We start from the raw sequence: 22,779 nt of genomic DNA on the forward strand, positions 1-22,779 counted from the left end.
AGAGGCATACAATCGCATATTTAGTTAACTTTGATGGTGATTATATAAAAGTGCGGTTATTATACAATTACAATGTTGTTATTTTGTAAATATGAAAAAAGATGATTCATGAAATTGCTTTAAAGATGTGCATTTATTTTTATAATAGCAATCTCATTCATATAAAGGGTACAAAGAGAAGCATGTAAGACTACAAAAAAGATGAGCATAAGCAATTAATTTGTAGTTTTAAATCATAAAAAAATATGATTTTGTAAAAATGATCAAAAGATTTTTTAGAAGTCTTAAGGATATGAGTGTACAATATTTTAATGATAGAAACGAGATAATGTTCTCTTGATATTTATAATTTGATTCTGCATTGTCACTTTAACTTTAATAATGAGCGCAAGAGTCCTTACGTTTATTTATTTGAAGTAGAGATTTAAGGGATAAGAGAAATGTCCTCGTTAGATTATGATTTTAAAGTGTCAAAGCGAGAAAGAGTTTATTGTACTAGAGTAAAGCAATTGTATGGTCATCGTGGTTACCTTCAAAAAGATTGTGGTACATTACTACAGAAAGAGGCTTGCTCTCTTTCTACTGATAGAAAACAACTGCAAAAAATATGCTGCAAACAAAAAAAAGTTCTTATTCAGCCAAATATAGCTTGTGAAGCCAATATTCCTTTAGGTATCAAAAAAATAAAAAGTCAAAAAAGTTCTTTTCTTCCACGGGTATCTAGCTTTAAAAGCCCACCTCTTTATGCTGCACTTGATTTGGGAACAAATAATTGTCGTCTGTTGATAGCATCTCCTAGTAAACCGGGGCATTTTCGAGTTGTGGATGCTTTTTCACGTATTGTACGATTGGGAGAGGGATTAGCAAATAATGGCTTTCTAAAGACACAGGCTATGGATCGAGCGATTGAAGCCTTAAAGATTTGTCATTTAAAGCTAAAGAAAAGGCCTATTAAGCGTTATCGTTTAATTACAACAGAAGCTTGTCGTTTAGCAAAAAATGGTAAATATTTTATTCAACGTGTTTTGGATGAGACTGGCCTTGAATTGGAAATTATTGATCGGGAAACAGAAGCACGTTTTGCTGTTACAGGCTGTGGTACACTCGTTGAGCCAAATACTGATGCAATTGTACTTTTTGATATTGGAGGGGGATCATCAGAAATTGTACTTCTTGATTTTTCTCAAAAACGTTCTTTACATTTAGCTGAACAAATTATTGCTTGGACTTCTCTTCCTGTGGGTGTTGTCACGCTTGCTGAGCATTTTGGTGGGAGTGATGTGAGTTTAGATGATTTTGAAAAAATGAAAAACTATGTGCGCGGTTTTTTAAATTGCTTTACAGATCGTCATAAATTAGGGGTTTTAGCACAGAGTTCAAAGTTTCATCTTTTGGGAACTTCTGGAACGATTACGACTTTAGCAGGAGTACATCTTAATTTAAAACGTTATGATCGGAAAAAAATTGATGGTATTTGGATGAATGATACAGATATTACTCTTATGGTGAAACGTTTATTATCATGGAATATGAATAAACGTGTTATAAATCCTTGTATTGGGCGGGGGAGAGCAGATTTGATTTTAGCCGGTTGTGCAATTTTAGATGTTATTCGAGAAGTTTGGCCCAGTCAGCGCTTAAGAGTTGCTGATCGCGGGGTAAGAGAAGGAATCTTGATAGAGTTGATGTTACGCGATGGTGTATGGTGTCGTTATAAGAAAAGGAGAGGTTTTAAACGTTAGGAAGTTATCAAAGTACGGAGATAATGAACAACTATGAAAAAAACAGGAAAAACACCAACAGGTGGATATGGTGGTTCAGGATCGCATGAATTATATCAGCGTGTAAAGAAAAAAGCAGGAACCATTAAAGCGTCATCGCGTCGATGGTTAGAGAGGCATTTGAATGATCCTTATGTCCATCAATCAAAAATAGATGGTTATCGTTCGCGTGCAGCTTATAAGCTTATTGAAATGAATGATCGTTACAAGTTTCTTAAAAAAGGGCAAAAAATTATTGATTTAGGAGCAGCACCAGGAGGGTGGTGTCAGGTAGCAGGACGTATAGTAGGATCCAGCGATGAAAATCCTAGCGTTGTTGGTATTGATTATTTGCATGTTGATCCATTGCCTGGGGTTGTCATGCTAGAAATGGATTTTTTGCATGCTAATGCATCGCAGCAATTAATTGATACTTTAGGGGCAAAGCCAGATGTGGTTCTTTCTGATATGGCAGCACCAACAACAGGCCATCGCCAGACGGATCATTTAAGGACGGTTTACTTATGTGAAGCTGCGACTGATTTTGCGCTTTCGGTTCTCAAACCTGGAGGACATTTTTTAGCAAAGACTTTTCAAGGTGGGGCAGAAAATACTCTTCTTACCACATTAAAACAGAGTTTTAAAAAAGTTTACCATGTTAAACCGCCTGCAAGCCGATCAGCATCAGTAGAACTTTATCTTCTTGCGCTTGAATTCAAGAGAAAAACAAAAGTACAACAATAGTGTCTTCTTTTCAGAAGGCTGAAAGTTATTTACATATTGAAATGTAAGAATGGTTTTAAACGGTTGCGAGTAATATTATTTGTAGTTTTCTTTATTATAAATGATAAAACATTATAAAGCTTTACGTATTAATAAGAAGAGTAAAAGGATTGATTTTTCAGTGAGCTGTTTCCATGAAATTTCTTGATCAAGCTAAAATCTATATTCGTTCTGGTAGTGGAGGAGCAGGGGCAGTATCATTTCGGCGTGAAAAATTCATAGAGTTTGGAGGTCCTGATGGAGGTAATGGAGGACGTGGAGGTGATGTTTGGGCCATTGTGGTTGATGGACTTAATACACTAATAGATTATCGCTATCAGCAGCATTTTAGAGCAAAAACAGGTGGACATGGTAAAGGCCGTAATATGACGGGTGAAAAGGGCGATGATATTATCCTGAAAGTACCGGTTGGGACGCAAATTTTTGAAGAAGATAATACGACACTAATTTGTGATTTAACGGAAGTAGGACAGCGTTATCGTCTTGCAAAAGGAGGGAATGGCGGTTTTGGGAATCTCCATTTTACAACATCTACGAATAGAGCACCTCGCCGTGCAAATCCTGGATTAGCAGGAGAAGAGCGTACATTATGGCTTCGTTTGAAGTTAATTGCGGATGCTGGGCTTATTGGTTTACCAAATGCTGGAAAATCAACTTTTTTAGCATCTGTGACGGCTGCAAAACCAAAAATTGCAGACTACCCTTTTACGACTTTGTATCCTCATCTTGGTGTTGCACGTATTGATGCCCGTGAATTTGTCTTGGCTGATATTCCTGGTCTTATTGAAGGGGCGCATGAAGGTGTAGGAATTGGGGACCGTTTTTTAGGACATGTAGAACGTTGTCGTGTTTTACTCCATTTGATTTCTGCTCAAGAAGAAGATGTAGCAAAAGCATATCGGATTGTTCGTAATGAATTAAAGGCTTATGGAAATAATCTGAGTGATAAAGTTGAAATTGTAGCTTTAAGTCAGATAGATACGCTTACTCTTGAGGAACGTAAAGCTAAACAAGAGGCTTTGCAAAAAATAATTGGTCAATCTGTTATGATGTTTTCTGCAGTTAGTCGTGAAGGTTTAGAAAATGTTTTACGTGCTTGTGCACATATTATTGAAATGGCACGTAAAGAAGATATGGGTCAAGAGTAGCAGGGTTGATAAGGATGGCAGTTGAATTACAAAAACTTGTACACTATAAGCGCATTGTCATCAAAGTTGGATCTGCTCTTTTAGTTGATCCTCAGACAGGTTTACATGCTGAATGGCTTAAAAGTTTGATAAGTGATATTTTTGCATTGCATCAGAAAGGCGTTGAGATTTTATTAGTGTCTTCGGGAGCCATTGCTTTAGGGAGAACATTACTTCATCTCCCTAAGGGAGCTTTAAAATTAGAAGAGAGTCAGGCTTGTGCTGCTTTAGGGCAAATTGAACTAGCAAAAACATATAGTCATGCATTTGCTCAGTATGGATTAAAAACAGGACAGGTTTTACTCACTTTATTTGATACAGAAGAGCGACGGCGTTATCTTAATGCGCGCGCTACAATGAATGTGCTTTTACGTTTTGGAGCAATTCCTGTTATTAATGAAAATGATACTGTTGCAACAAGTGAAATTCGTTATGGTGATAATGATCGTTTAGCAGCACGTGTGGCGACGATGATGGGGGCAGATCTTTTGATACTATTATCAGATATTGATGGTCTTTATACGAAGTCTCCTCATCGAGATCCAACAGCTGAATTTGTTCCCTTTATTGCATCAATTACGAGTGATATCGAAAAAATGGCAGATATTTCTGCTTCAGAACTTTCTCGGGGAGGAATGAAAACAAAGCTAGATGCTGGAAAAATAGCAAATTCTGCGGGAACGGCTATGATTATTACTTCAGGAAAACGTATGCATCCTCTTGCAGCAATTGATAAAGGGGAACGTAAGAGTTTTTTTGCTGCTGGTGAAAAGCCTGTCAACGCTTGGAAAACATGGATTTCTGGTCATTTAGATCCCTCTGGTATTTTGACAATTGACCAAGGAGCAGTCAAGGCTCTTAAATCAGGTAAATCGTTATTAGCAGCAGGCGTTATTGCTGTTGAGGGAGGATTTCATCGTGGAGATACCGTTGCTATTATTGATGCAAATGGAATTGAGATTGCGCGTGGACTTGTAAGTTATGGTAAAGAAGAAGCAATACGCATTATGGGGTGTAAAAGTGAAGAAATTGAAACTATCCTTGGATATGAAGCGCGCTCCGCTATGGTGCATCGTAATGATATGGTTTTACGATGTTTAACAAATTCTGCTTAAGATAGTCATTTTTACTTTTTATATTGTTTTAGCGAAGCGGATTATACTATGACTTTAGAAGAACAGATGAAGGAAATGGGCCAAAAAGCACGCCAAGCGTCAGCAGCGTTAGCTGTTATTTCCTCTGAGCAAAAGAATAAGGCGTTAGAGATGATAGCTTCGAGCTTAGAGGGGCAAGCAATTGAGATTTTACGGGCTAATCATCAGGATTTAGAAAAGGCTGTTCAAAATAATTTAAAGTCAGCAATGATTGATCGGCTTAAATTAGATGAAGTACGTTTAGGTGCTATTATAGATAGTGTCCGCCAAGTTGCTTGTTTAGCTGATCCTGTTGGACAAGTGATAAGCGAATGGATACGCCCCAATGGACTACATATTAGTCGTGTCCGTACACCTCTGGGTGTAATTGGTATCATTTATGAGAGTCGACCAAATGTTACAATTGATGCGAGTGCTTTGTGTTTAAAATCTGGAAATGCTGCAATTTTACGTGGTGGTTCGGATAGCTTTCATTCTTCTCATGCTCTTCATTGCGCATTAGTAAGCGGATTGGAAAAAGCTGGTATTCCTAAAGATACGATTCAAATGGTTGGAACAAAAAACCGTGATGCTGTTGGAGAAATGCTTAAAGGATTGGATGGAACGATTGATGTCATTATACCTCGTGGAGGAAAGAGTCTTGTTGCACGTGTTCAATCTGATGCACGTGTTCCAGTTTTTGCACATTTAGAAGGGCTTTGTCATATTTATATTGATCAATCAGCAGATTTAAAAATGGCATGTGATATCGTATTGAATGCAAAGTTGCGACGAACGGGTATATGTGGTGCTGTTGAGACAGTTCTGATAGATAGACAAGCATTAGAAAAGTTTCTGCCTGTTCTAGAGGCTTTACAAGAGAAGGGCTGTGAAATTCGTGCAACAGAAGATATTGTTCGTCTTTTACCAACCGTAAAGTTAGCGTCTGAGGAAGATTGGTCATGTGAATATCTTGATGCCATTCTTTCTGTTAAAACGGTTGACGGTGTTAAGGGAGCCATTGCGCATATTAAGCGTTATTCTTCAGGACATACAGAATCGATTATTGCTGAGGATAGGGAAGTGGTAGAGCGTTTTTTTAATCATTTAGATTCAGCTATTTTACTACATAATGCTTCTACACAGTTTGCTGATGGAGGTGAATTTGGTTTTGGAATGGAAATTGGTATAGCAACAGGAAAGATGCATGCACGTGGTCCCATAGGTGTTGAGCAGTTGACGTCATTTCAATATCATATTAAAGGAAATGGGCAGGTTAGACCTTGAAAAATCCATTTTTTCTATGGAAAGATCGCATGCCTCATGTTGAAAAATCTAATATTGTGGGGCTTTTTGGTGGATCCTTTAATCCACCACATGCGGGACATCTGCTTGTTGCAAAAACGGCTATTCGGCGTTTACATCTTGATCAATTATGGTGGATGGTCACTCCAGGAAACCCTTTAAAAGATTGTTCACAGTTACGTTCTTTAGAGAAAAGAATGCGCTTAAGTTTTGAATTGATTGATCATCCAAAGATTCGCATTACTGGTTTTGAGCAGGTTATAGGTAGTAAAATATCAGTAAATACAATTTCGCATATTCTTACGCATTATCGTGGAGTACATTTTGTATGGATTATGGGTGCAGATAGTTTTGCAACAATGCATTATTGGTATCGATGGCATGATATTGTGTCTATGATTCCTATTGCAATTATTGATCGCCCTTTAGCGCATATGTCAGCATTCTCTTCTCCTATGGCACATATTTACCGTCGTTTTCGTGTGGATGAAAGAGACAGTATACGATTACCTTTTATGAAACCACCAGCTTGGATTTATTTACATGGACCTTTATCTTTTCAATCTTCGACAAATCTTCGTTTAAAGGAGAATGATTTTTCTTGAACATTTTATAAGATTCTGCTTCTCTTTTTTGGAGAGATGCTTCTTTTTCTATGTTTTAAATAATTAAGAAAGGATATTGGTCTGGAACATACTTCACAAAATCGTTCTTATTGTCTTTCATCTTCATCAGAAAAAAAATTATTTTCTGTTGAGGAGAAGCTTAAAGTTATTCTCAACAGCTTAGAAGATAACAAAGCGGAAGATATACTTGCCATTGATATTCAAGAGAAATCATCCTTAGCTGATTATATTGTTATAGCTTCAGCACATTCACAGCGTCATGTAGCTTCTGTTGCTGACCATCTGTTATGTATTTGGAAACAGAATGGCTATGGCATTACAAGTGTGGAAGGGCTTGCTGAAGGTGATTGGGTATTGATTGATACAGGAGATATTATTGTTCATCTTTTTCGGCCAGAAGTTCGTCTTTTTTATAATTTGGAAAAAATGTGGCTTGCTCCAGATTTAAATAATACAAAACCACTTCTCGTTGGAGATCATTAAGATGCAAATGTCTATTTTTGCTGTTGGTCGTATGAAAAAGGGAGCGGAGCAAAAATTGGTTGATCATTATTTGGATCGTTTTTCTAAAAGTTCTGGAGCTGTAGGGGTTCATTTTAAAAGATTACAAGAAATATCAGAAAGTCGTGCTCAAACAGCATGCCAGCGTATGGAAGAGGAAGGAAGAAAACTTATTGAATTTTTACCTGAAAAATGTCAGTTAATTGTGCTGGATGAGCGTGGAAAATCGCTTTCATCACCTGCTTTTGCTGAAAAATTGGTTTTTTATCGTGATGCAGGTGTTCGTGATATCATTATTGCTTTGGGAGGACCTGATGGGCATAATGAAAAAGTAAGGAGTCGTGCTGATTTTCTTTTATCGTTTGGTTTTATGACGTGGCCGCATCAAATTGCACGTATACTTCTTGCAGAACAACTTTATCGTGCTGTAACCATTGCAAGTAATCATCCATATCATCGTTTTTAATATTTTTGTATAATTTTTAGCACTATTTATATATTTATTAATATTGTTTTAGCTGACACCATTTAAAGCATTTCTTGTATGTGTAATGATGCTGAATGGTAGGATAAATGAAAAAGCTTCTTCATAGAAAGATGCAATGTTTGTATGGGGAATGCGCGATATTTGTCGTGTTGTTCTTAACTATAGGATTTTGTTCTGTAGTGTATGCTGAAGATACAATGAGTAGTGGGAGTGTAGAAGCTGCACAAAAAGCGTTGGTAGGAATTCGCAAAAATATCTCACTTTCGCGTGAGCGTATTGCGTTTCTTAAGAATCAAGTTGAGCATTTAAAAAAAGATCAACGTTCTTTGAGTAACGCACTTATAAAAGTAGCTAAAGAAGAACGTACAATAGCTAATGATATTGCTGAAAGAGAAGAAAAACTTAAAAAAATGATAGAAAAGCGGGAACAAGTGCACCAAAGTTTGAAAAAACGTCGTACTGAATTTGCGGAAGTTCTAGCTATTTTAGAACGCATGGGAATGAATCCACCTCCTGCTCTTATGGTACATCCTACAGATGTGTTAACTTCTATGCGTAGTTCTATTTTACTAGGAACGATCGTATCTCAGATGCAAGAGAAAACAAAAGCTTTAACAGAAAGTCTCAAAGAGTTAACCAGTTTAAGCAATGCAATTTCTACGGAATATGCAGCTTTGAAGAGTAAAATGCAAAATCAAGCAGAACAGCGAAAGCATCTAGAGCTTTTATTAGATAAAAAAGCGCAATTGCAAAAGAGATCAGAACAAGAACTTACAGAGCAGCAGCAGCAAAGCGTTATTCTTGCTCAAAAAGCAAAGTCTTTAGAAGAGTTAATTTTAGAGCTTGATAATCAATCAAAATTGAGTGCTGATGCATCAATACAAGTACAAAAAAATTTACAATTATTAGAGCAATCCAATTTTGAAAGTCGTAAAGGCACATTACTTTTTCCTGTTGCGGGAAAAAGGATACAGCACATTAATAAGAGTTCGCAAATTACGCGCTTTGGTGAAATGATTGAAACAGAAACAGGAGCAGTTGTGATATCACCTGCTGATGCACTTGTTGCTTTTGCTGGACCATTTCGTTCTTACGGACAATTAATTATTCTTAATGTAGGAAGTGGTTATCATATTATTCTGACTGGGATGTCGAGAATTAACGTAACTCAGGGGCAATTTGTTCTTTCAGGAGAGCCTCTTGGTACGATGGGAATGCAATTTATTGCGAACAGTGTTGCATTGGATATAGGCAAAACAGCTCCAATGCTTTACATTGAGTTTAGAAAACAGGGAAAACCTGTGAATCCAACTCCTTGGTGGCAGACTGAAAAAACGAGAAGGAACCAAAATGATTCGTAAAGTTATTCTTTTGGTCGCTGGGGTATTGCTCGGCGCCAGTTCAATGATTGTAGTGCAATCTGGCGCTGCGAGCAGTGAAGATAATGTATATAAAAAACTCGCGTTATTTGGAGATATCTTTGAACGTGTACGCATGCAATATGTCACAGTTCCTGATGATACAAAACTTATTGAAAGTGCTATCAATGGTATGCTTTCATCGCTTGATCCTCATTCATCTTATATGAACGCTAAAGAAGCTAAAGAGATGCGGGATTCTACGAAGGGAGAATTCGGAGGTCTTGGTCTTGAGGTAACTATGGAGAAAAATTTAGTTAAAGTTGTTTCTCCGATGGATGATACACCGGCTTCAAAAGCAGGCATTTTGGCGGGAGATCTCATTTCAAAAATCGATGGTGTACAGACAACGGGTCAGACATTAAATGAAGCTGTTAATAAAATGCGGGGCGCCCCTGGAACATCTATTACTTTAACAATTATTCGTTCCGGTGTTGATGAACCGCTTGAAATTAAGGTCGTTCGTGATATTATCAAGGTGAAGGCAGTAAAATATCGCGTTGAAGATGATATTGGATATTTAAGACTTATCCAGTTTTCTGAACAGACTTTTGGTAATCTTCAAGCTGCAATTAAAGATATTCAGTCTAAAATTCCTCAAGATAAGCTTAAAGGGTACGTTCTTGATTTACGGCTTAATCCTGGTGGACTTTTAGATCAGGCGGTAAGTGTTTCGAGTGCCTTTCTCGATAAAGGTGAAATTGTATCAACCCGTGGACGTAAAAAGAGTGATGTGATAAGATTTGATGCTAAGCCAGGAGATATCACTCATGGAAAGCCTCTCATTGTACTCATTAATGGTGGTTCGGCAAGTGCTTCAGAAATTGTTGCAGGTGCATTACAAGATCATCGTCGTGCTACAATCTTAGGAACACAATCTTTTGGTAAAGGATCTGTTCAAACAATTATTCCTTTAGGTGAAGATGGTGCTTTACGCTTAACAACAGCGCTTTATTACACGCCGTCTGGTACATCAATTCAAGGAACTGGGATTACACCAGATATTGTTGTCGAGCAACCACTCCCTGAAAAATATAAAGGCTATAATGTTAAGGTTGGTGAATCTGCATTAAAAGGGCATATTAAAGGCAAACGAGAAAGCAACAAAGGATCTGGTTCAGCCGCCTTTATTCCGCAAGACCCTAAAGATGATATTCAGTTGCATGAGGCTTATAAGCTATTGCGAGGTCAAATAGTCAATGCAGCATTTCCACCAGATCCCAATAAAGATATTTTAAAGTAAGAAGAGGTATATATAGCTAATGCTTTTGAGGGATAATTGAATGGATTCGGGGATTAACTTGAAGACTCTTCCTTATAGAAGAGCGGTTGGAATAGTTGTCTTTAATGATGAAGGTAAAGTTTGGGTTGGGCGCCGTTTAATGATAGGCGCTCGTGCAGAGGCTGATATATCCCATCGTTGGCAACTTCCTCAAGGAGGGATCGATGAAAATGAAGAGCCATTTGATGCAGCATGTCGTGAACTTTATGAAGAAACAGGTATTCGATCTGTGAAATTAATTAAAGAAGCACGAGATTGGTTTCATTATGATTTTCCACAAGAACTTGTTGGGAACACATTAAATAATAAATATTGTGGACAAATACAAAAATGGTTTGCTTTTCATTTCACAGGAGAGCTTTCTGAAATCTCGATTAACCCACCACCAGATGGCAATAAGGCGGAATTTGATCAGTGGAAATGGGTTGATTTAGAAACCATTCCTTCAATTGTGATTTCTTTTAAAAGGCATGTTTATATGAAAGTTGTGAATGAATTTCGAGGTAGCTTTATATAATTATAAAGGCTATACAGTTATGGAAAACTTTCTTTTTATTAAGATGCTTTTAAAGTAATTTATATTACATATAGTTATTAAAATAATCATAAATGTGTTTTTCTTTATGTAAAGAACTGGAATATAAAATGAAAAAGTTATTTAATTTACTTATAGTTTGTACTCTCTTGAGTATTTCTTCTATGGCATTTGCATTAGATTCAAAGTCTACGGAAACAAAAACCACAGAAGCAACATTGCCAAATGGAGCTTCTTCTTTGAGTGAAACTTATGGTTTGTGGAACATTAACTGCGGTATAGCAAATGGAAAAAAGGTTTGCTTTATACACCGTCAAGAAATAAATGATCAAGGTCAAGTTGTCCTGGTTATGAATGTTACTCTCAATGCTGATGGAGCTGTATCTGGTAATTTAGTGGTTCCTTTTGGTGTTTTGGTCTCTAAACCTGTTCGTTTGCAAGTTGATGAGGGAAAAGCAGTCATTGAAACCGGTATTCGGACTTGTGTACCAGCAGGATGTATTGTTCCAATAGCTTTTGATAAAAATTACGTAGCAGCTTTACGGGCTGGAAAGCATTTAAAATTAGCTATGAAAACTGCTGCTCCAGGTGAGCCACCTTTGAATGATTTATTTGTTCAATTAAATGGTTTTAGTAATGCACTTAATCGATTGATTGCTTTGCAGAAATAGTCTTAAGAATAAACTAAAACGGCCTTTTGGGGCCGTTTTTAGTTTAAGTATTGTATAGAAAGTTTAGGTGTAAAAGAGTAGGATGATTGGGTAAGGGATTTTTAGAATTCTTAAATTATTTGTCATTTTTTATTTTAATATTTATTTGTTAAGTTTCATATTCCATAATATAGGGGTGAGAAATTAGGATTTTTTTCTTACCTGTTTAGAAAAAAAGCATGCTGAAGTATAAGATCATTTTTTGCTAAACGGATTTGTTTTTAATGAACGCTCTATATACAATCTCTTATTTTTTGATTGAAAGAGGTATAAAGAATGGTTTATGCGTTACTTCAGGTGATTGATCTGATTTTTGATATTTATATTGATATTTTAATTGCAAGTGTTATTTTTTCTTGGCTTTATGTCTTTAATATCATAAATGCACGCAATCGCTTTGTCGTTTTGATAGGCAACTTTCTCTACAGCCTTACGGATCCAGTTTTAAGTCGTATTCGGAAAATTTTGCCTAATTTTGGAGCAATTGATATTTCACCTATTGTTGTATTTGTGATAATTTATTTTATTCGTACGTTTATGTGGCGTGCTTATGCAAGCATGTATTTATAGAAAGATTGTATGGGCGAATGAAAATGTTTTATCAAGTTGATACAAATGGCTTGATTCTGTTTATATATCTCATTCCTAAAGCATCTATTGACAAAATAATAGGAGTTGAATGCAAAGATAATGGAAGGCAATATTTAGTCATACGTCTTCGTGCTATTCCTGAAGATGGAAAAGCAAATAAAGCACTTATTAAATTTTTAGCCAAGCAATGGAAAGTTCCAGCTTCTTGTATCTCTGTGAAAAATGGTGCAACATCTCGCTATAAACAACTTTACTTTTCAACATATGTGGAAGATTTAAAGAAGATATGGCAATCTTTGGAAAGTTGCACTTCTGGAAAAGAATAAGTAAAAGCCTATTTTTTAAATAGGCTTTATTTTAAATGGTTATATTTCTTTATTGCGTTCAATAGCTTGCTTAATCAATTCATGTGCGAAATTTTTATTACGCCAACCTTCAATTTTAGCCCATTTTCCAGGTTCAAGATCTTTATAGTGTTCAAAGAAATGTTCGATTTTTTTGAGTGTAATTTCGGGAAGATCCGTATAATCATGAATATTGATATAGTGTTGCGTTAATTTTGGGGTAGGAATAGCAATAATTTTTTCATCTTTCCCACCATCATCTTCCATGATGAGAGCTCCGATAGGGAGTACGTTGATAACACAACCAGGCATGAGTGGACGAGTGTTACAGATAAGAACATCAATGGGATCACCATCTTCTGAAAGTGTTTGTGGGACAAAACCATAATTTCCAGGATAGACCATTGATGTATAAAGAAAACGGTCAACAAATAATGCACCTGATTTTTTGTCCATTTCATATTTTATTGGTTGGCCACCAAGAGAGACTTCTACAATAACATTGATATCTTCTGGTGGATTTTTACCAATAGGTATTTCCTGAATGTTCATATAAATATCCTTTCTGGAGTGTAATAAAGGGTAATCAAATATTTAGCCAAAAAAGCTTTAAAGTTAGCTTGAAAGTGTTCCGCGTGTTTTTTCAAAACGTTTGCGTTCATTGGGATCTAAATACAATTTGCGGAGACGGATATTTTTGGGAGTTACTTCTACCAACTCGTCATCTTGTATCCATGATAAAGCACGTTCTAATGTCATTTTAAGAGGAGGCGTTAATTTTACAGCTTCATCTTTTCCAGAAGCACGCATGTTGGTTAGTTTTTTTGCTTTTAAAACATTAACCTCTAAGTCATTATCTCGTGAGTGAATGCCGATAATCATGCCTTGATAGACTTTAACACCAGCATCAATCAACATAGGTCCACGATCTTCAAGATTAAAAAGAGCATAAGCAACAGATTCACCATTATCATTTGAAATCATAACACCATTGACACGACCAGCAATGTCTCCCTTATATGCTTCATAAGCATGGAAAAGACGGTTCATAATGGCTGTACCACGGGTATCCGTTAAAAGTTCGGATTGGTAGCCTATAAGTCCTCGAGTTGGTGCATAAAAGACAAGACGCACACGATTACCTCCAGAAGGTCGCAATTCAATCATCTCAGCTTTACGCTCAGACATTTTTTGAACGACAGTTCCAGAATATTCTTCATCAACATCAATGACTACTTCTTCAATTGGTTCAAGAATAGTTCCATTCTCATCTTTTTGCATGACAACGCGTGGGCGTGAAACACTTAGCTCAAAACCTTCTCGACGCATATTTTCAATGAGAACGGCAAGTTGTAATTCTCCTCTGCCTGAAACATAGAAAGAATCTTTATCACTGGATTCTTCAATTTTAAGAGCAACATTGCCTTCAGCTTCTTTTAACAAACGGTCGCGGATGACACGACTTGTTACTTTATCACCTTCTGTTCCGGCAAGAGGGCTGTCATTGACAAGAAAGCTCATAGTAACAGTGGGTGGATCAATAGGTTGAGCGATGAGTGGTTCATTGACTGCAGGATCACAAAAAGTATCAGCAACAGTACCTTTTTGCAGCCCAGCAATTGCTACAATATCACCAGCTATACTTTCTTCAATGGATTGCCGTTCCAGTCCGCGAAATGCTAAAATTTTCGAAACACGTCCAGTTTCTAAAAGTTTTCCATCTTGTCCAAGAACTTTAACATTTTGATTGGGTTTTAGAGATCCTGAATGAATGCGGCCTGTAATAATTCGCCCTAAAAATGGATCTGCTTCAAGAATAGTTCCAATCATACGGAATGGCCCTTCCGCTATAGTTGGAGAAGGAACATGACGAGTTACAAGATCAAATAAAGGACCGAGTCCTTGATCTTTTGGTCCTTCGGGGGTTTCAGCCATCCATCCATCACGACCTGATCCATAGAGAATAGGAAAGTCAAGCTGTTCCTCAGTTGCATCAAGAGCAGCAAAAAGATCAAAAACTTCATTGATGACTTCATCGGCACGTGCATCAACTCTATCAATTTTATTAATAGCAACAATGGGGCGTAATCCTACTTTCAATGCTTTTCCAACGACAAATTTTGTTTGTGGCATTGGTCCTTCAGCAGCATCAACAAGCACAATTGCTCCATCTACCATATTCAGAATACGCTCAACTTCTCCACCAAAGTCTGCGTGCCCTGGTGTATCAACAATATTAATCCTGGTATCTTTCCAAACAACAGATGTTACTTTTGCTAAGATTGTAATGCCGCGTTCTTTTTCAATATCATTTGAATCCATCATACGCTCACTCGTGCGCTGATTATCACGAAAGTTTCCTGACTGCTTAAGGAGTCCGTCTACAAGTGTTGTTTTCCCATGATCAACGTGGGCAATGATAGCAATGTTACGCAATTGCATAAATTTTCTTCTTTTCATTCCATGAAGTTTCATTTGAGGTAAAGTTTTTATTCTTTTACCTGACGATAAAAGATCTTTTACATGTTTTTTTATAATTTTGAAAGAGGAGGCAATATTTTTATGATAAGCTGTTTGACAAAAGATTTTTTATATACTTTTAAATTATTGTAATAGGGTTTTTAAAAAACAATTAAATGTTAGTATATTTATATGAGGTTAGTGCTAAAAAACATATCATGCAATTTTCTCTCTACCATTAAATTATAAAAGATCTTAAGTTGCAGAAAATGATTTTTGTGCTTGCCATATTAGAGTAGAGTGCCTGATAAAATGAAGGAAGCAACAGAGAAATAGATTACAATGCCCATAACATCCACCAAAGTTGCAACAAGGGGTGCTGAAGCACTTGCTGGATCAAATCCAAAACGTTTAAGAACAAAAGGAAGCATGGAGCCAGATAAAGAGCCAAATGTGACAATTCCAACTAAAGCGACACCTACTGTTACGGCAATATAGATCCAGTGTTCACCATAGTTATAGATGCCGGTTTTTTGCCAAATAACAATACGCATAATTCCTATAGTTCCAAGTAAAAGACCGAGAGATATTCCTGCTGGAATTTCACGAAGGATAATTTTCCACCAGTCTTTCAGTGTGAGTTCACGTAATGCTAATGCACGGATAATAAGGGATGTTGCTTGTGAACCAGAATTTCCTCCTGAGCTCATGATAAGAGGAATAAAAAGTGTAAGAGTAATGACTTTTTCAAGCTCTGTTTCAAAATGTTGCATAGCACTTGCCGTTAGCATTTCACCAAGAAACAGTAATGCAAGCCAACCACCACGTTTTTTCATCATGCCTAGAAAATTGATCTGCATATAGGGCTTATCAAGAGCTTCCATACCCCCAAATTTATATGCATCTTCACTCATTTCATCAACCATTGTATCCAGTACGTCATCAACGGTCACAATACCAATGACATGATTACTATCATCAATAACTGGTACAGAAAGAAGGTCATGACGCTGAAAAAGACGCGCGATATCTTCGTGGTGTGTAAAGGGAGATATTGTAATGGGCGTGTCATGTGTCGAGGTAGAGATATTTAAAATTTGATCGTCAGGTGATGCAAGAATAAGGTTACGCAGTGAAACTGCCTTAAGGAGAGTTCCTGTTTTGGGATCAATAACATAGCTTGTATAAACTGTTTCGCGTGTTCGTTCGACATCACGAATATAATCTAGTGTTTTTTTTACGGTCCAGTTTGCAGGAACAGCTATAAATTCTGTTGTCATCAATGCACCGGCTGTATGATCAGGATAACTCGTAAGTTTTTTGATTTCAGCGCGTGTTAAGGGTTTAAGCAATGCATAAAGTCGCCTACGGGTTTCTTTATTCATTTCTTGAAAGACGTCTGTAGCGGCATCAGCAGACATACCGTCGAGAACTTCAACAGAGCGATTTACAGGGAGGAGTTCAAGAATAGCTGCTGGTTCTTCAAGTTCTGGTTTATCAAAAAGTTCAATAACATAATCGAGAGGTAAAAGGCTAAGAATAGCAACGCGCTCCGTGATATCAAGTTCATTGATGATATCAATTGAGTCAGCAAAGTGATGATTTTTTAATTCTTTGGCGAGAGCTTCAGGAGAAGAGTTTTTAAAATCGAAGGTCGTTTTAATGTCGGTCATAATAAAGTACCTTCTGAAAGGTTAGAGAAAATGATAAATTCAGATAATGAAGTAGGATAAAACAAAAGTCGGAAGATTTAAGACAAAAGACTCCCCAATTGCACTCTTCCAATTGTTAATATTTAAAATAAAGTCAAGGATAAATCAGAAATTATAAACAATTTTCTGGATCAGACAAGTAGGGATTCTTATTTTTGTTTAGTTCTTAATGAGAACAATATTTTTTATTTATAATTTTAAGATAGAGATCTGAAAGCTTCTTTGAAAGTATAGGAAATAGTTTTAATATGTTCCCAATCTGGGGCGTAAAGGTAATCCTTATACCTGAAATTTATAATGGAGATAAAAAGTATTATGACAAAAGCAGCAGTGTTGGATTGGAAAGGATTTTCAGAGCTTCCTGATTTTTCTTCAATAAGAGATGAAGACTTTAAACCCGCTTTTGAACAGGCGCTTAAAGAAGCAGAAGAAGAAATAGAGACGATTGCAATAGTACAAGAGCCACCAACACTTGAGAATTTTTTACAACCTTTTGAGCTTTTTGGCAAAGCGCTTGATCGTGTATGTTCGATATTTTTCTTGCGCGCAGGGGCGCATAGTAACGCTCTTATCCAGCAGTTGGAACAAGAATTTGTTGTAAAGCTTTCTCGTTATTCTTCGAAGATTATGATGGATGAAAGAATATTTTCAAAAATAGATACATTGTATAAACAGTCTCAACAAGGCATATTTGACAGTGAAACAACGCGTGTACTTGAATTATGGTGGAAGAAATTTGTTTATCATGGTGCAAAGCTTGATGAAAAAAAGAAAAAGCGACTCGTTGAAATTAATGAAAAACTTGCTTTTTTAAATGCTACTTTTGGTCAGCATGTTTTAAAAGATGAAGCGGAATGGGTGTTATTTTTAGAGCAAACAGATTTGTTTGGTTTACCAGATGATCTTATTGCTTCTATGAAAGAAATTGCGCGTGAAAGAGGACATGAGGGGGCTTATGCATTAACATTGGCACGCTCAATTGTTGAACCTTTTTTGAAATTCTCTCATCGTCGTGATTTACGTGAAAGTGTATTTCAAGCTTGGTCTAAACGTGGTGAAAATAAGAATGAGAATGATAATCAGGCGATTATTTTAGAGATTGTTACACTTCGAGATGAACAGGCTAATTTACTAGGATATAAGTCTTTTGCAGATTTAAAATTAGATAATACTATGGCCAAAAATGTTGATGCGGTGATGGGTTTGCTTACTCCTATATGGGAGAGAGCAAAAACTAAGGCTGCCAAAGAACAGGCTGAATTACAAAACTTTGCAAGAAATCAGGGCAGTAATGAATCTTTATCCGCTTGGGATTGGCGTTATTATGCTGAACAACTTCGCGTGAAAACATTTTCTTTCGACGAATCCGAAATTAAAAATTATTTCCAACTTGATCGCATGATTGAAGCAGCTTTTGGAGTAGCAGAAAAACTCTTTGGGATTACGTTTGAAGAGAAAAACACTGTCGCACTTTGGCATTCTGATGCACGTTTATGGGAAGTAAAAAAATCTAATGGAAGCTTGCTTGGGCATTTTATAGGAGATTATTTTGCACGTTCTTCAAAACGGTCTGGTGCATGGATGAGTAGATTGCAATCGCAGCATAAATTAGAGGGTGGGCAAAAGCCTATCATTTATAATATTTGTAATTTTGCTAAACCTACGAAAGGGGAGGTTGCGCTTTTATCACTTGACGATGCGCGTACACTTTTTCACGAATTCGGACATGCATTGCATGGGTTGCTTTCTGATGTTACATGGCCGTCTGTATCGGGAACATCAGTTTCGCGTGATTTTGTTGAACTTCCTTCTCAACTTTATGAGCATTGGTTAACTGTACCAGAGATCTTAAAGTCTTATGCTTTACATGTAAAAACAGGGCTTTCTATGCCACAGGAGTTGATAGATAAGGTTTTGTCAGCACAGACATTTAATGCTGGTTTTTCTGCAGTTGAATTTCTTTCATCAGCTTTGATGGATATGGCTTTTCATCGAGGAGACAGGATTACTGATCCCATAATGTTTGAGAGCCAAGAATTAGAAAAATTGCAAATGCCTGAGACAATTATTATGCGCCATCGTCCTCCACATTTTACACATATATTTTCAAGTGATGGTTATGCTGCTGGTTACTATTCTTATATGTGGTCGGAAGTACTTGATGCTGATGCTTTTCAAGCTTTTGAAGAAACAGGTAACTTTTTTAATTCAGAGCTTGCTGATCGTTTAAAGCATTTTATTTATTCTACTGGAGGAAGTCGTGATCCAGAAGAGCTTTATAAAGCTTTTCGGGGACGGATGCCTTCACCAGAAGCAATGATTAAAAAACGTGGGCTTTAAAAAATAGAGCAGTATATTTTATACAATATACTGCTTTATAATAACTTTTTAAATGTATAGTAAATGCAAAATATTAAGACTGTAAATTTTTTTATGATATCGGTTTTAATTTGTAGAGATGATTAAACTGTAATCTTCTAATAAAATATTATGGGAGAAAAAAATTATCAGCGCGGTCTTTTTGATGACCATTTGGGAAGTGCCAAGATTTTTTTATGAATTTTTGCTCTACGCTGTTTAATAAGTTAGTATTTTGTTGTGCCATGGCATCAAGACTCATGGGAGCTTGGCGCACGATATGTTGTATTTCTTGCAGAGGTTTTGAAATGTCGAAATTGGCAAAGAATACACTATCATGAGGGAGTATTTGAGAACCTAAAATATTTTCTAATTTTTTTTCTAAATAAGAGGCAAGTTTTTTCTTTCCTTCAGAGGTAAAATTAATACCATCATTTGTGCGTAATCTAACGATATTTCCATCTTTATTATAACCTGAAAAAGAAAATTGCCCTTTTTCATCAATAAAGCCATTCCAAAGATCAATAAAATATCCTCCTGTTGCTTCTGTTATATTTTTATAAAGCGTGTTAAAGATTTTTATTTTTTGCGTTAAATCGCTGTTTTGAAAGATAGGTTGCCCTATCCAAAACCATGGCTTTCCAGAGCTATGAAGGCTTTCAGCAATTTCAGTAATTCTTTGTTTATAGAGAGTCATCCATTCTGGTTGAATCGTGCTGAATATGCCGTGAGGTGTTGTAATGGGTTGATTATCATTTGCGCCGATCATTATGACGATAACGTGAGGATTGTTTTTATCAATGAGCCTAAAAATATTGTTTTTCCAAGAATAATAGTCTGTTCTAACTAAGCCAGAATTAGGTATTGTTTTATTAATAATGATAATATCGTTATTATCTGCAAAAAGCGTCTTGAGGGCATCTGCAATAGCAGAAGCTACAAAATCTCCAATGATGAGAATGCGTTTTGTATTTTCTTCTTTTCGTTTTTGTTTAAACTTTTGTATGACAGTTTTTTTTATTGGTTTGTTTCCTTTTTGTTCTATAATTTTTATTTTCTGTTGTTGGTATTCTTGTTGTTTATGGTTTAGTAACCATTTAAAAAAGTTATTAGCTTTGCTTGGAGTCTGCTGTATAAGCATAAGGGTAAAGATAGAGAAAAGCAAAATAATCAAGTAGAATGGACGGAAGTAAGACAAACTTTTTACTCCAGATTACTGTTTTCGTAGAAAAGAGAGAATTGCAGGAGTTGGATATCCATTGGCTTTTAAGTGATGTTGCCGCTGGAAAGCTTGAATCGCTTTTCGAGAGGCGGTCCCAATTTTACCATCAATTTCTCCTTTATAATAACCAAGTTTAGCTAAGCGAGATTGGAGTTCTTTACATTCTTGGAAAGTAAGAGATTGAAATGGTCTTTGCCAATCTTGAACCAATTTGGGATATCCAGCAATGCGGTTTGCAAGAAGGGCAACAGCGAAAGCATAACGATCTGCATTATTATAACGTTTAAGAACGAAGAAATTTTTTGTTACTAAGAAGATTGGACCTTTTGTTCCATCCGGATATTTCAAGATTGCTTGTTCTGGTGATGTAGATAAAGGATGTCCATTAGCGCATTTTACACCTAATTTTTTCCATTGTTCAAAGGAATGCCACCCTTTAGGCAAATTTTTTCCATGCGGTAATTTAACTTCTATTCCCCAAGAGAGGTGAGATTTCCAACCATTCATATGGAGAAGATTTGCAGCAGTGGCTAAAGCATCTGGAACAGAACTCCAAATATCACGCCGTCCATCTCCATCTATATCGATAGCATAGGAAAGATAGCTGGTTGGAATAAATTGCGTATGTCCTAATGCACCTGCCCAAGAGCCAATAAGTTGAGAGCGCTTAATTTCACCATTTTGAAGAATTTTCATAGCAGCAATCAATTGTGTGCGTGCATAGTTTGCACGTTTTTTATCTGCATAGGCTAGTGTTGCAAGGGAGCGAATGGTATCACGCATCACATTTTTATTAGCTAAAATTTTTCCATAATTGCTTTCCATGGACCAAATAGCGAGAAGAATATTGTGATCAACGCCAAAATGCTTTTCAATTTGAAGAAGCCATTTTTGCCACTTTTTAGCTTGGCGTCGTCCTTCTACAATAGCAATATTATGAACACGGTTATCAAAATAACGCCATGAAGGAGCAACAAATTCTGGCTGATATGCGGCTCTTTTTAAAACTTCTGGATCAATTGTATTAACGTTTTTAAAAGCTGTATCAAAGGTAGAGGGTAAAATATCATGAGTGAGTGCTATTTTTTTGAATTCTTTAATCCAGTGTTTAAAACCGCTATCAGCATATGAAAAAGATGCAAAAAATGTAAAAAAAATAGAACAAAAAATGACTAAATTCGTGATAAGAGCTTTCTGCTTTACCAATTTCTCTGAAAAAGAGAAAGATTGAGACTCTATTTTTTGCATTTTAATACTCCTATCAATACTTAAGTCTTTCAATGTATGATGGTTTTGACTTTGTATTTAGTTTAATCAACTAAATTATTAAGAGGTAAAACAGATTAAAATGAATTCTTTTTCTGTTCATTATAACGCTCATTAAAATAATAAGATCTTTTTTTTACTATTTGGTAAAAACATATGATAGAAAGTTATACTATGGGTTGAGAGGGTAAAAGTACGTAAAATCTGGAAAACAGTATCTCCTGTCGCTGGGTTTGGTACGCGTTTTCTTCCTGCAACAAAAACAATTCCTGAAGAAATGCTGACAGTTGTTGATAAGTCCGTTATTCAATATGTTGAAGATGAGGCATGTGAGACTGGTATTGAGCATTTTATTTTTGTTACTGGGCGCAATAAAGCAGTTATTGAAGATTACTTTGATGGACAAGTTAAATTATATGCAACACTTGCTAGACATGGCAAGAAAGAAGAACTTGAGCATTTACATGATTTACAACCGGCACCAGCGACAGTTTCTTTATACGGCAACAACATCTTTGGGATTAGGGCATGCTCTTTGGTGTGCACGTGAATGAGTGGGAGAGGAGCTTTTTGCTTTATTATTACCGGATATGCTTATACAAGCTAAAAAGGGGTTTCTTTCTGAAATGATTGCTCTTTATGAGAAAACGGGTGGGGGAAATATTAGGAGTGTGATCCTAAAGAAGCGCATAAATATGCTATTGTTGAGAAAGGAAAACAGCTTACAAACGGCTTTGAAATTGAACAAATGGTAGAAAAGTCGACAAAAGGAACAGCATCATCAAATTTATATATTAATGGGCGTTATATTTTGTAACCAGAAATTTTAAATATTCTTTCTAGTTAGAAACGAAGAGCAAAAAATGAACTTCAGTTAATAGATGCGATGATGCGACTTTTAAATGAACAAGATTTTTTGGTTTCCAGTTAGAGGGACTCACTTTTGATTGTGGTTTTAAAGCTAGTTTTATTGAAGCAAAAGTTGCATTTTCTCTAGCGCGTGCTGATATGCATAGCCAAGTTTTGGCTTCATTAAAAAATTTACTAAAAACTATTAAAGTTGAAAAGTAATATAGATTTCCCATTTAAGATCGTTTAT

Annotated in this window: 20 protein-coding genes and 1 pseudogene; 16 read left to right on the forward strand and 5 right to left on the reverse strand. The window is 36.2% G+C overall.

Going from position 1 to position 22,779, the window contains the following annotated elements; all coding sequences use genetic code 11:
- The first annotated feature begins 440 nt into the window (after nt 1-440).
- The 14 genes from K3248_RS02155 to K3248_RS02220 all read left to right on the forward strand — a co-directional run bounded on the left by K3248_RS02155 (nt 441) and on the right by K3248_RS02220 (nt 12,644).
- The gene (locus K3248_RS02155; RefSeq protein WP_220716718.1) at nt 441-1,742 is read left to right on the forward strand and encodes a Ppx/GppA phosphatase family protein; all 1,302 of its coding nucleotides are present in this window, start codon (nt 441-443) and stop codon (nt 1,740-1,742) included.
- A 33-nt stretch (nt 1,743-1,775) separates the two neighbouring features.
- Complete coding sequence (locus K3248_RS02160) at nt 1,776-2,504, forward strand: RlmE family RNA methyltransferase (protein WP_220716719.1); 729 nt, start codon at nt 1,776-1,778, stop codon at nt 2,502-2,504.
- 173 nt (nt 2,505-2,677) lie between these two features.
- Nucleotides 2,678-3,691: a GTPase ObgE gene (obgE, locus tag K3248_RS02165; protein WP_220716720.1), complete on the forward strand. Its 1,014-nt coding sequence runs from the start codon at nt 2,678-2,680 to the stop codon at nt 3,689-3,691.
- A 14-nt stretch (nt 3,692-3,705) separates the two neighbouring features.
- Entirely contained in the window at nt 3,706-4,845 is a 1,140-nt protein-coding gene (proB, locus tag K3248_RS02170) for a glutamate 5-kinase (RefSeq protein ID WP_220716721.1), read from the forward strand.
- Nucleotides 4,846-4,893: 48 nt separating this feature from the next.
- Nucleotides 4,894-6,150 carry a glutamate-5-semialdehyde dehydrogenase gene (locus K3248_RS02175; RefSeq protein WP_220716722.1) on the forward strand — a complete coding sequence of 419 codons (1,257 nt, stop codon included), beginning with the start codon at nt 4,894-4,896 and terminating at the stop codon, nt 6,148-6,150.
- Nucleotides 6,151-6,179: 29 nt separating this feature from the next.
- The gene (locus tag K3248_RS02180; protein WP_220716723.1) at nt 6,180-6,773 is read left to right on the forward strand and encodes a nicotinate-nucleotide adenylyltransferase; all 594 of its coding nucleotides are present in this window, start codon (nt 6,180-6,182) and stop codon (nt 6,771-6,773) included.
- A gap of 75 nt (nt 6,774-6,848) precedes the next feature.
- Nucleotides 6,849-7,277, forward strand: a complete 429-nt coding sequence (gene rsfS, locus K3248_RS02185) for a ribosome silencing factor (protein ID WP_220716832.1) — start codon at nt 6,849-6,851, stop codon at nt 7,275-7,277.
- A 1-nt stretch (nt 7,278) separates the two neighbouring features.
- Complete coding sequence (rlmH, locus tag K3248_RS02190; protein ID WP_220716724.1) at nt 7,279-7,761, forward strand: 23S rRNA (pseudouridine(1915)-N(3))-methyltransferase RlmH; 483 nt, start codon at nt 7,279-7,281, stop codon at nt 7,759-7,761.
- Nucleotides 7,762-7,868: 107 nt separating this feature from the next.
- Nucleotides 7,869-9,143 (forward strand): murein hydrolase activator EnvC family protein, encoded by a 1,275-nt coding sequence (locus tag K3248_RS02195; RefSeq protein WP_220716725.1) that lies wholly within the window; start codon nt 7,869-7,871, stop codon nt 9,141-9,143.
- Nucleotides 9,133-10,443 carry a S41 family peptidase gene (locus tag K3248_RS02200; RefSeq protein WP_220716726.1) on the forward strand — a complete coding sequence of 437 codons (1,311 nt, stop codon included), beginning with the start codon at nt 9,133-9,135 and terminating at the stop codon, nt 10,441-10,443. The genes K3248_RS02195 and K3248_RS02200 overlap by 11 nt, the downstream gene beginning before the upstream one ends.
- A 40-nt stretch (nt 10,444-10,483) precedes the next feature.
- Nucleotides 10,484-10,999, forward strand: coding sequence for an RNA pyrophosphohydrolase (locus K3248_RS02205; protein ID WP_220716727.1), 516 nt, complete (start codon nt 10,484-10,486; stop codon nt 10,997-10,999).
- 128 nt (nt 11,000-11,127) lie between these two features.
- Entirely contained in the window at nt 11,128-11,688 is a 561-nt protein-coding gene (locus K3248_RS02210) for an invasion associated locus B family protein (RefSeq protein ID WP_220716728.1), read from the forward strand.
- Nucleotides 11,689-12,003: 315 nt separating this feature from the next.
- Nucleotides 12,004-12,297 carry a YggT family protein gene (locus K3248_RS02215; protein ID WP_220716729.1) on the forward strand — a complete coding sequence of 98 codons (294 nt, stop codon included), beginning with the start codon at nt 12,004-12,006 and terminating at the stop codon, nt 12,295-12,297.
- 23 nt (nt 12,298-12,320) lie between these two features.
- Nucleotides 12,321-12,644 (forward strand): DUF167 domain-containing protein, encoded by a 324-nt coding sequence (locus K3248_RS02220; RefSeq protein WP_220716730.1) that lies wholly within the window; start codon nt 12,321-12,323, stop codon nt 12,642-12,644.
- A 39-nt stretch (nt 12,645-12,683) separates the two neighbouring features.
- On the opposite strand, the gene ppa is transcribed toward K3248_RS02220, so the two are convergent.
- The 3 genes from ppa to mgtE all read right to left on the reverse strand — a co-directional run bounded on the left by ppa (nt 12,684) and on the right by mgtE (nt 16,795).
- Entirely contained in the window at nt 12,684-13,214 is a 531-nt protein-coding gene (ppa, locus tag K3248_RS02225; protein WP_220716731.1) for an inorganic diphosphatase, read from the reverse strand.
- 63 nt (nt 13,215-13,277) lie between these two features.
- Entirely contained in the window at nt 13,278-15,104 is a 1,827-nt protein-coding gene (gene typA / locus K3248_RS02230) for a translational GTPase TypA (RefSeq protein ID WP_220716732.1), read from the reverse strand.
- 308 nt (nt 15,105-15,412) lie between these two features.
- Nucleotides 15,413-16,795: a magnesium transporter gene (gene mgtE / locus K3248_RS02235; RefSeq protein ID WP_220716733.1), complete on the reverse strand. Its 1,383-nt coding sequence runs from the start codon at nt 16,793-16,795 to the stop codon at nt 15,413-15,415.
- Nucleotides 16,796-17,149: 354 nt separating this feature from the next.
- Here mgtE and K3248_RS02240 point away from each other — a divergent pair, with 354 nt between their 5' ends.
- On the forward strand, nt 17,150-19,174 hold the full coding sequence (locus K3248_RS02240; RefSeq protein WP_220716734.1) for a M3 family metallopeptidase: 2,025 nt from the start codon (nt 17,150-17,152) through the stop codon (nt 19,172-19,174).
- Between the two features lie 148 nt (nt 19,175-19,322).
- Here the strand turns inward: K3248_RS02240 and K3248_RS02245 are convergent, their stop codons facing one another.
- Together K3248_RS02245 and K3248_RS02250 are read right to left on the reverse strand one after the other, a co-directional pair.
- Complete coding sequence (locus K3248_RS02245) at nt 19,323-20,390, reverse strand: SGNH/GDSL hydrolase family protein (RefSeq protein ID WP_220716735.1); 1,068 nt, start codon at nt 20,388-20,390, stop codon at nt 19,323-19,325.
- A gap of 15 nt (nt 20,391-20,405) precedes the next feature.
- Nucleotides 20,406-21,662 (reverse strand): lytic murein transglycosylase, encoded by a 1,257-nt coding sequence (locus tag K3248_RS02250; RefSeq protein WP_220716736.1) that lies wholly within the window; start codon nt 21,660-21,662, stop codon nt 20,406-20,408.
- A gap of 187 nt (nt 21,663-21,849) precedes the next feature.
- On the opposite strand from K3248_RS02250, the pseudogene K3248_RS02255 reads away from it, so the two are divergent.
- Nucleotides 21,850-22,751: pseudogene (locus tag K3248_RS02255) on the forward strand (UTP--glucose-1-phosphate uridylyltransferase).
- Nucleotides 22,752-22,779: the final 28 nt, after the last annotated feature.

The organism is Bartonella raoultii (assembly GCF_019659805.1).
GTDB classification, from domain to species: domain Bacteria; phylum Pseudomonadota; class Alphaproteobacteria; order Rhizobiales; family Rhizobiaceae; genus Bartonella; species Bartonella raoultii.

What these genes read in the sequence shown, in the direction of transcription:
- K3248_RS02180 (WP_220716723.1), top strand. Translation starts at nt 6,180, where the DNA reads ATGCCTCATGTTGAAAAATCTAATATTGTGGGGCTTTTTGGTGGATCC.
- K3248_RS02220 (WP_220716730.1), top strand. Translation starts at nt 12,321, where the DNA reads ATGTTTTATCAAGTTGATACAAATGGCTTGATTCTGTTTATATATCTC.
- K3248_RS02215 (WP_220716729.1), top strand. Translation starts at nt 12,004, where the DNA reads ATGGTTTATGCGTTACTTCAGGTGATTGATCTGATTTTTGATATTTAT.
- typA (WP_220716732.1), bottom strand. Translation starts at nt 15,104, where the DNA reads ATGCAATTGCGTAACATTGCTATCATTGCCCACGTTGATCATGGGAAA.
- K3248_RS02210 (WP_220716728.1), top strand. Translation starts at nt 11,128, where the DNA reads ATGAAAAAGTTATTTAATTTACTTATAGTTTGTACTCTCTTGAGTATT.
- proB (WP_220716721.1), top strand. Translation starts at nt 3,706, where the DNA reads ATGGCAGTTGAATTACAAAAACTTGTACACTATAAGCGCATTGTCATC.
- K3248_RS02195 (WP_220716725.1), top strand. Translation starts at nt 7,869, where the DNA reads ATGAAAAAGCTTCTTCATAGAAAGATGCAATGTTTGTATGGGGAATGC.
- mgtE (WP_220716733.1), bottom strand. Translation starts at nt 16,795, where the DNA reads ATGACCGACATTAAAACGACCTTCGATTTTAAAAACTCTTCTCCTGAA.
- K3248_RS02175 (WP_220716722.1), top strand. Translation starts at nt 4,894, where the DNA reads ATGACTTTAGAAGAACAGATGAAGGAAATGGGCCAAAAAGCACGCCAA.
- K3248_RS02250 (WP_220716736.1), bottom strand. Translation starts at nt 21,662, where the DNA reads ATGCAAAAAATAGAGTCTCAATCTTTCTCTTTTTCAGAGAAATTGGTA.
- rlmH (WP_220716724.1), top strand. Translation starts at nt 7,279, where the DNA reads ATGCAAATGTCTATTTTTGCTGTTGGTCGTATGAAAAAGGGAGCGGAG.
- K3248_RS02240 (WP_220716734.1), top strand. Translation starts at nt 17,150, where the DNA reads ATGACAAAAGCAGCAGTGTTGGATTGGAAAGGATTTTCAGAGCTTCCT.
- ppa (WP_220716731.1), bottom strand. Translation starts at nt 13,214, where the DNA reads ATGAACATTCAGGAAATACCTATTGGTAAAAATCCACCAGAAGATATC.
- obgE (WP_220716720.1), top strand. Translation starts at nt 2,678, where the DNA reads ATGAAATTTCTTGATCAAGCTAAAATCTATATTCGTTCTGGTAGTGGA.
- K3248_RS02205 (WP_220716727.1), top strand. Translation starts at nt 10,484, where the DNA reads ATGGATTCGGGGATTAACTTGAAGACTCTTCCTTATAGAAGAGCGGTT.
- K3248_RS02200 (WP_220716726.1), top strand. Translation starts at nt 9,133, where the DNA reads ATGATTCGTAAAGTTATTCTTTTGGTCGCTGGGGTATTGCTCGGCGCC.
- K3248_RS02155 (WP_220716718.1), top strand. Translation starts at nt 441, where the DNA reads ATGTCCTCGTTAGATTATGATTTTAAAGTGTCAAAGCGAGAAAGAGTT.
- K3248_RS02160 (WP_220716719.1), top strand. Translation starts at nt 1,776, where the DNA reads ATGAAAAAAACAGGAAAAACACCAACAGGTGGATATGGTGGTTCAGGA.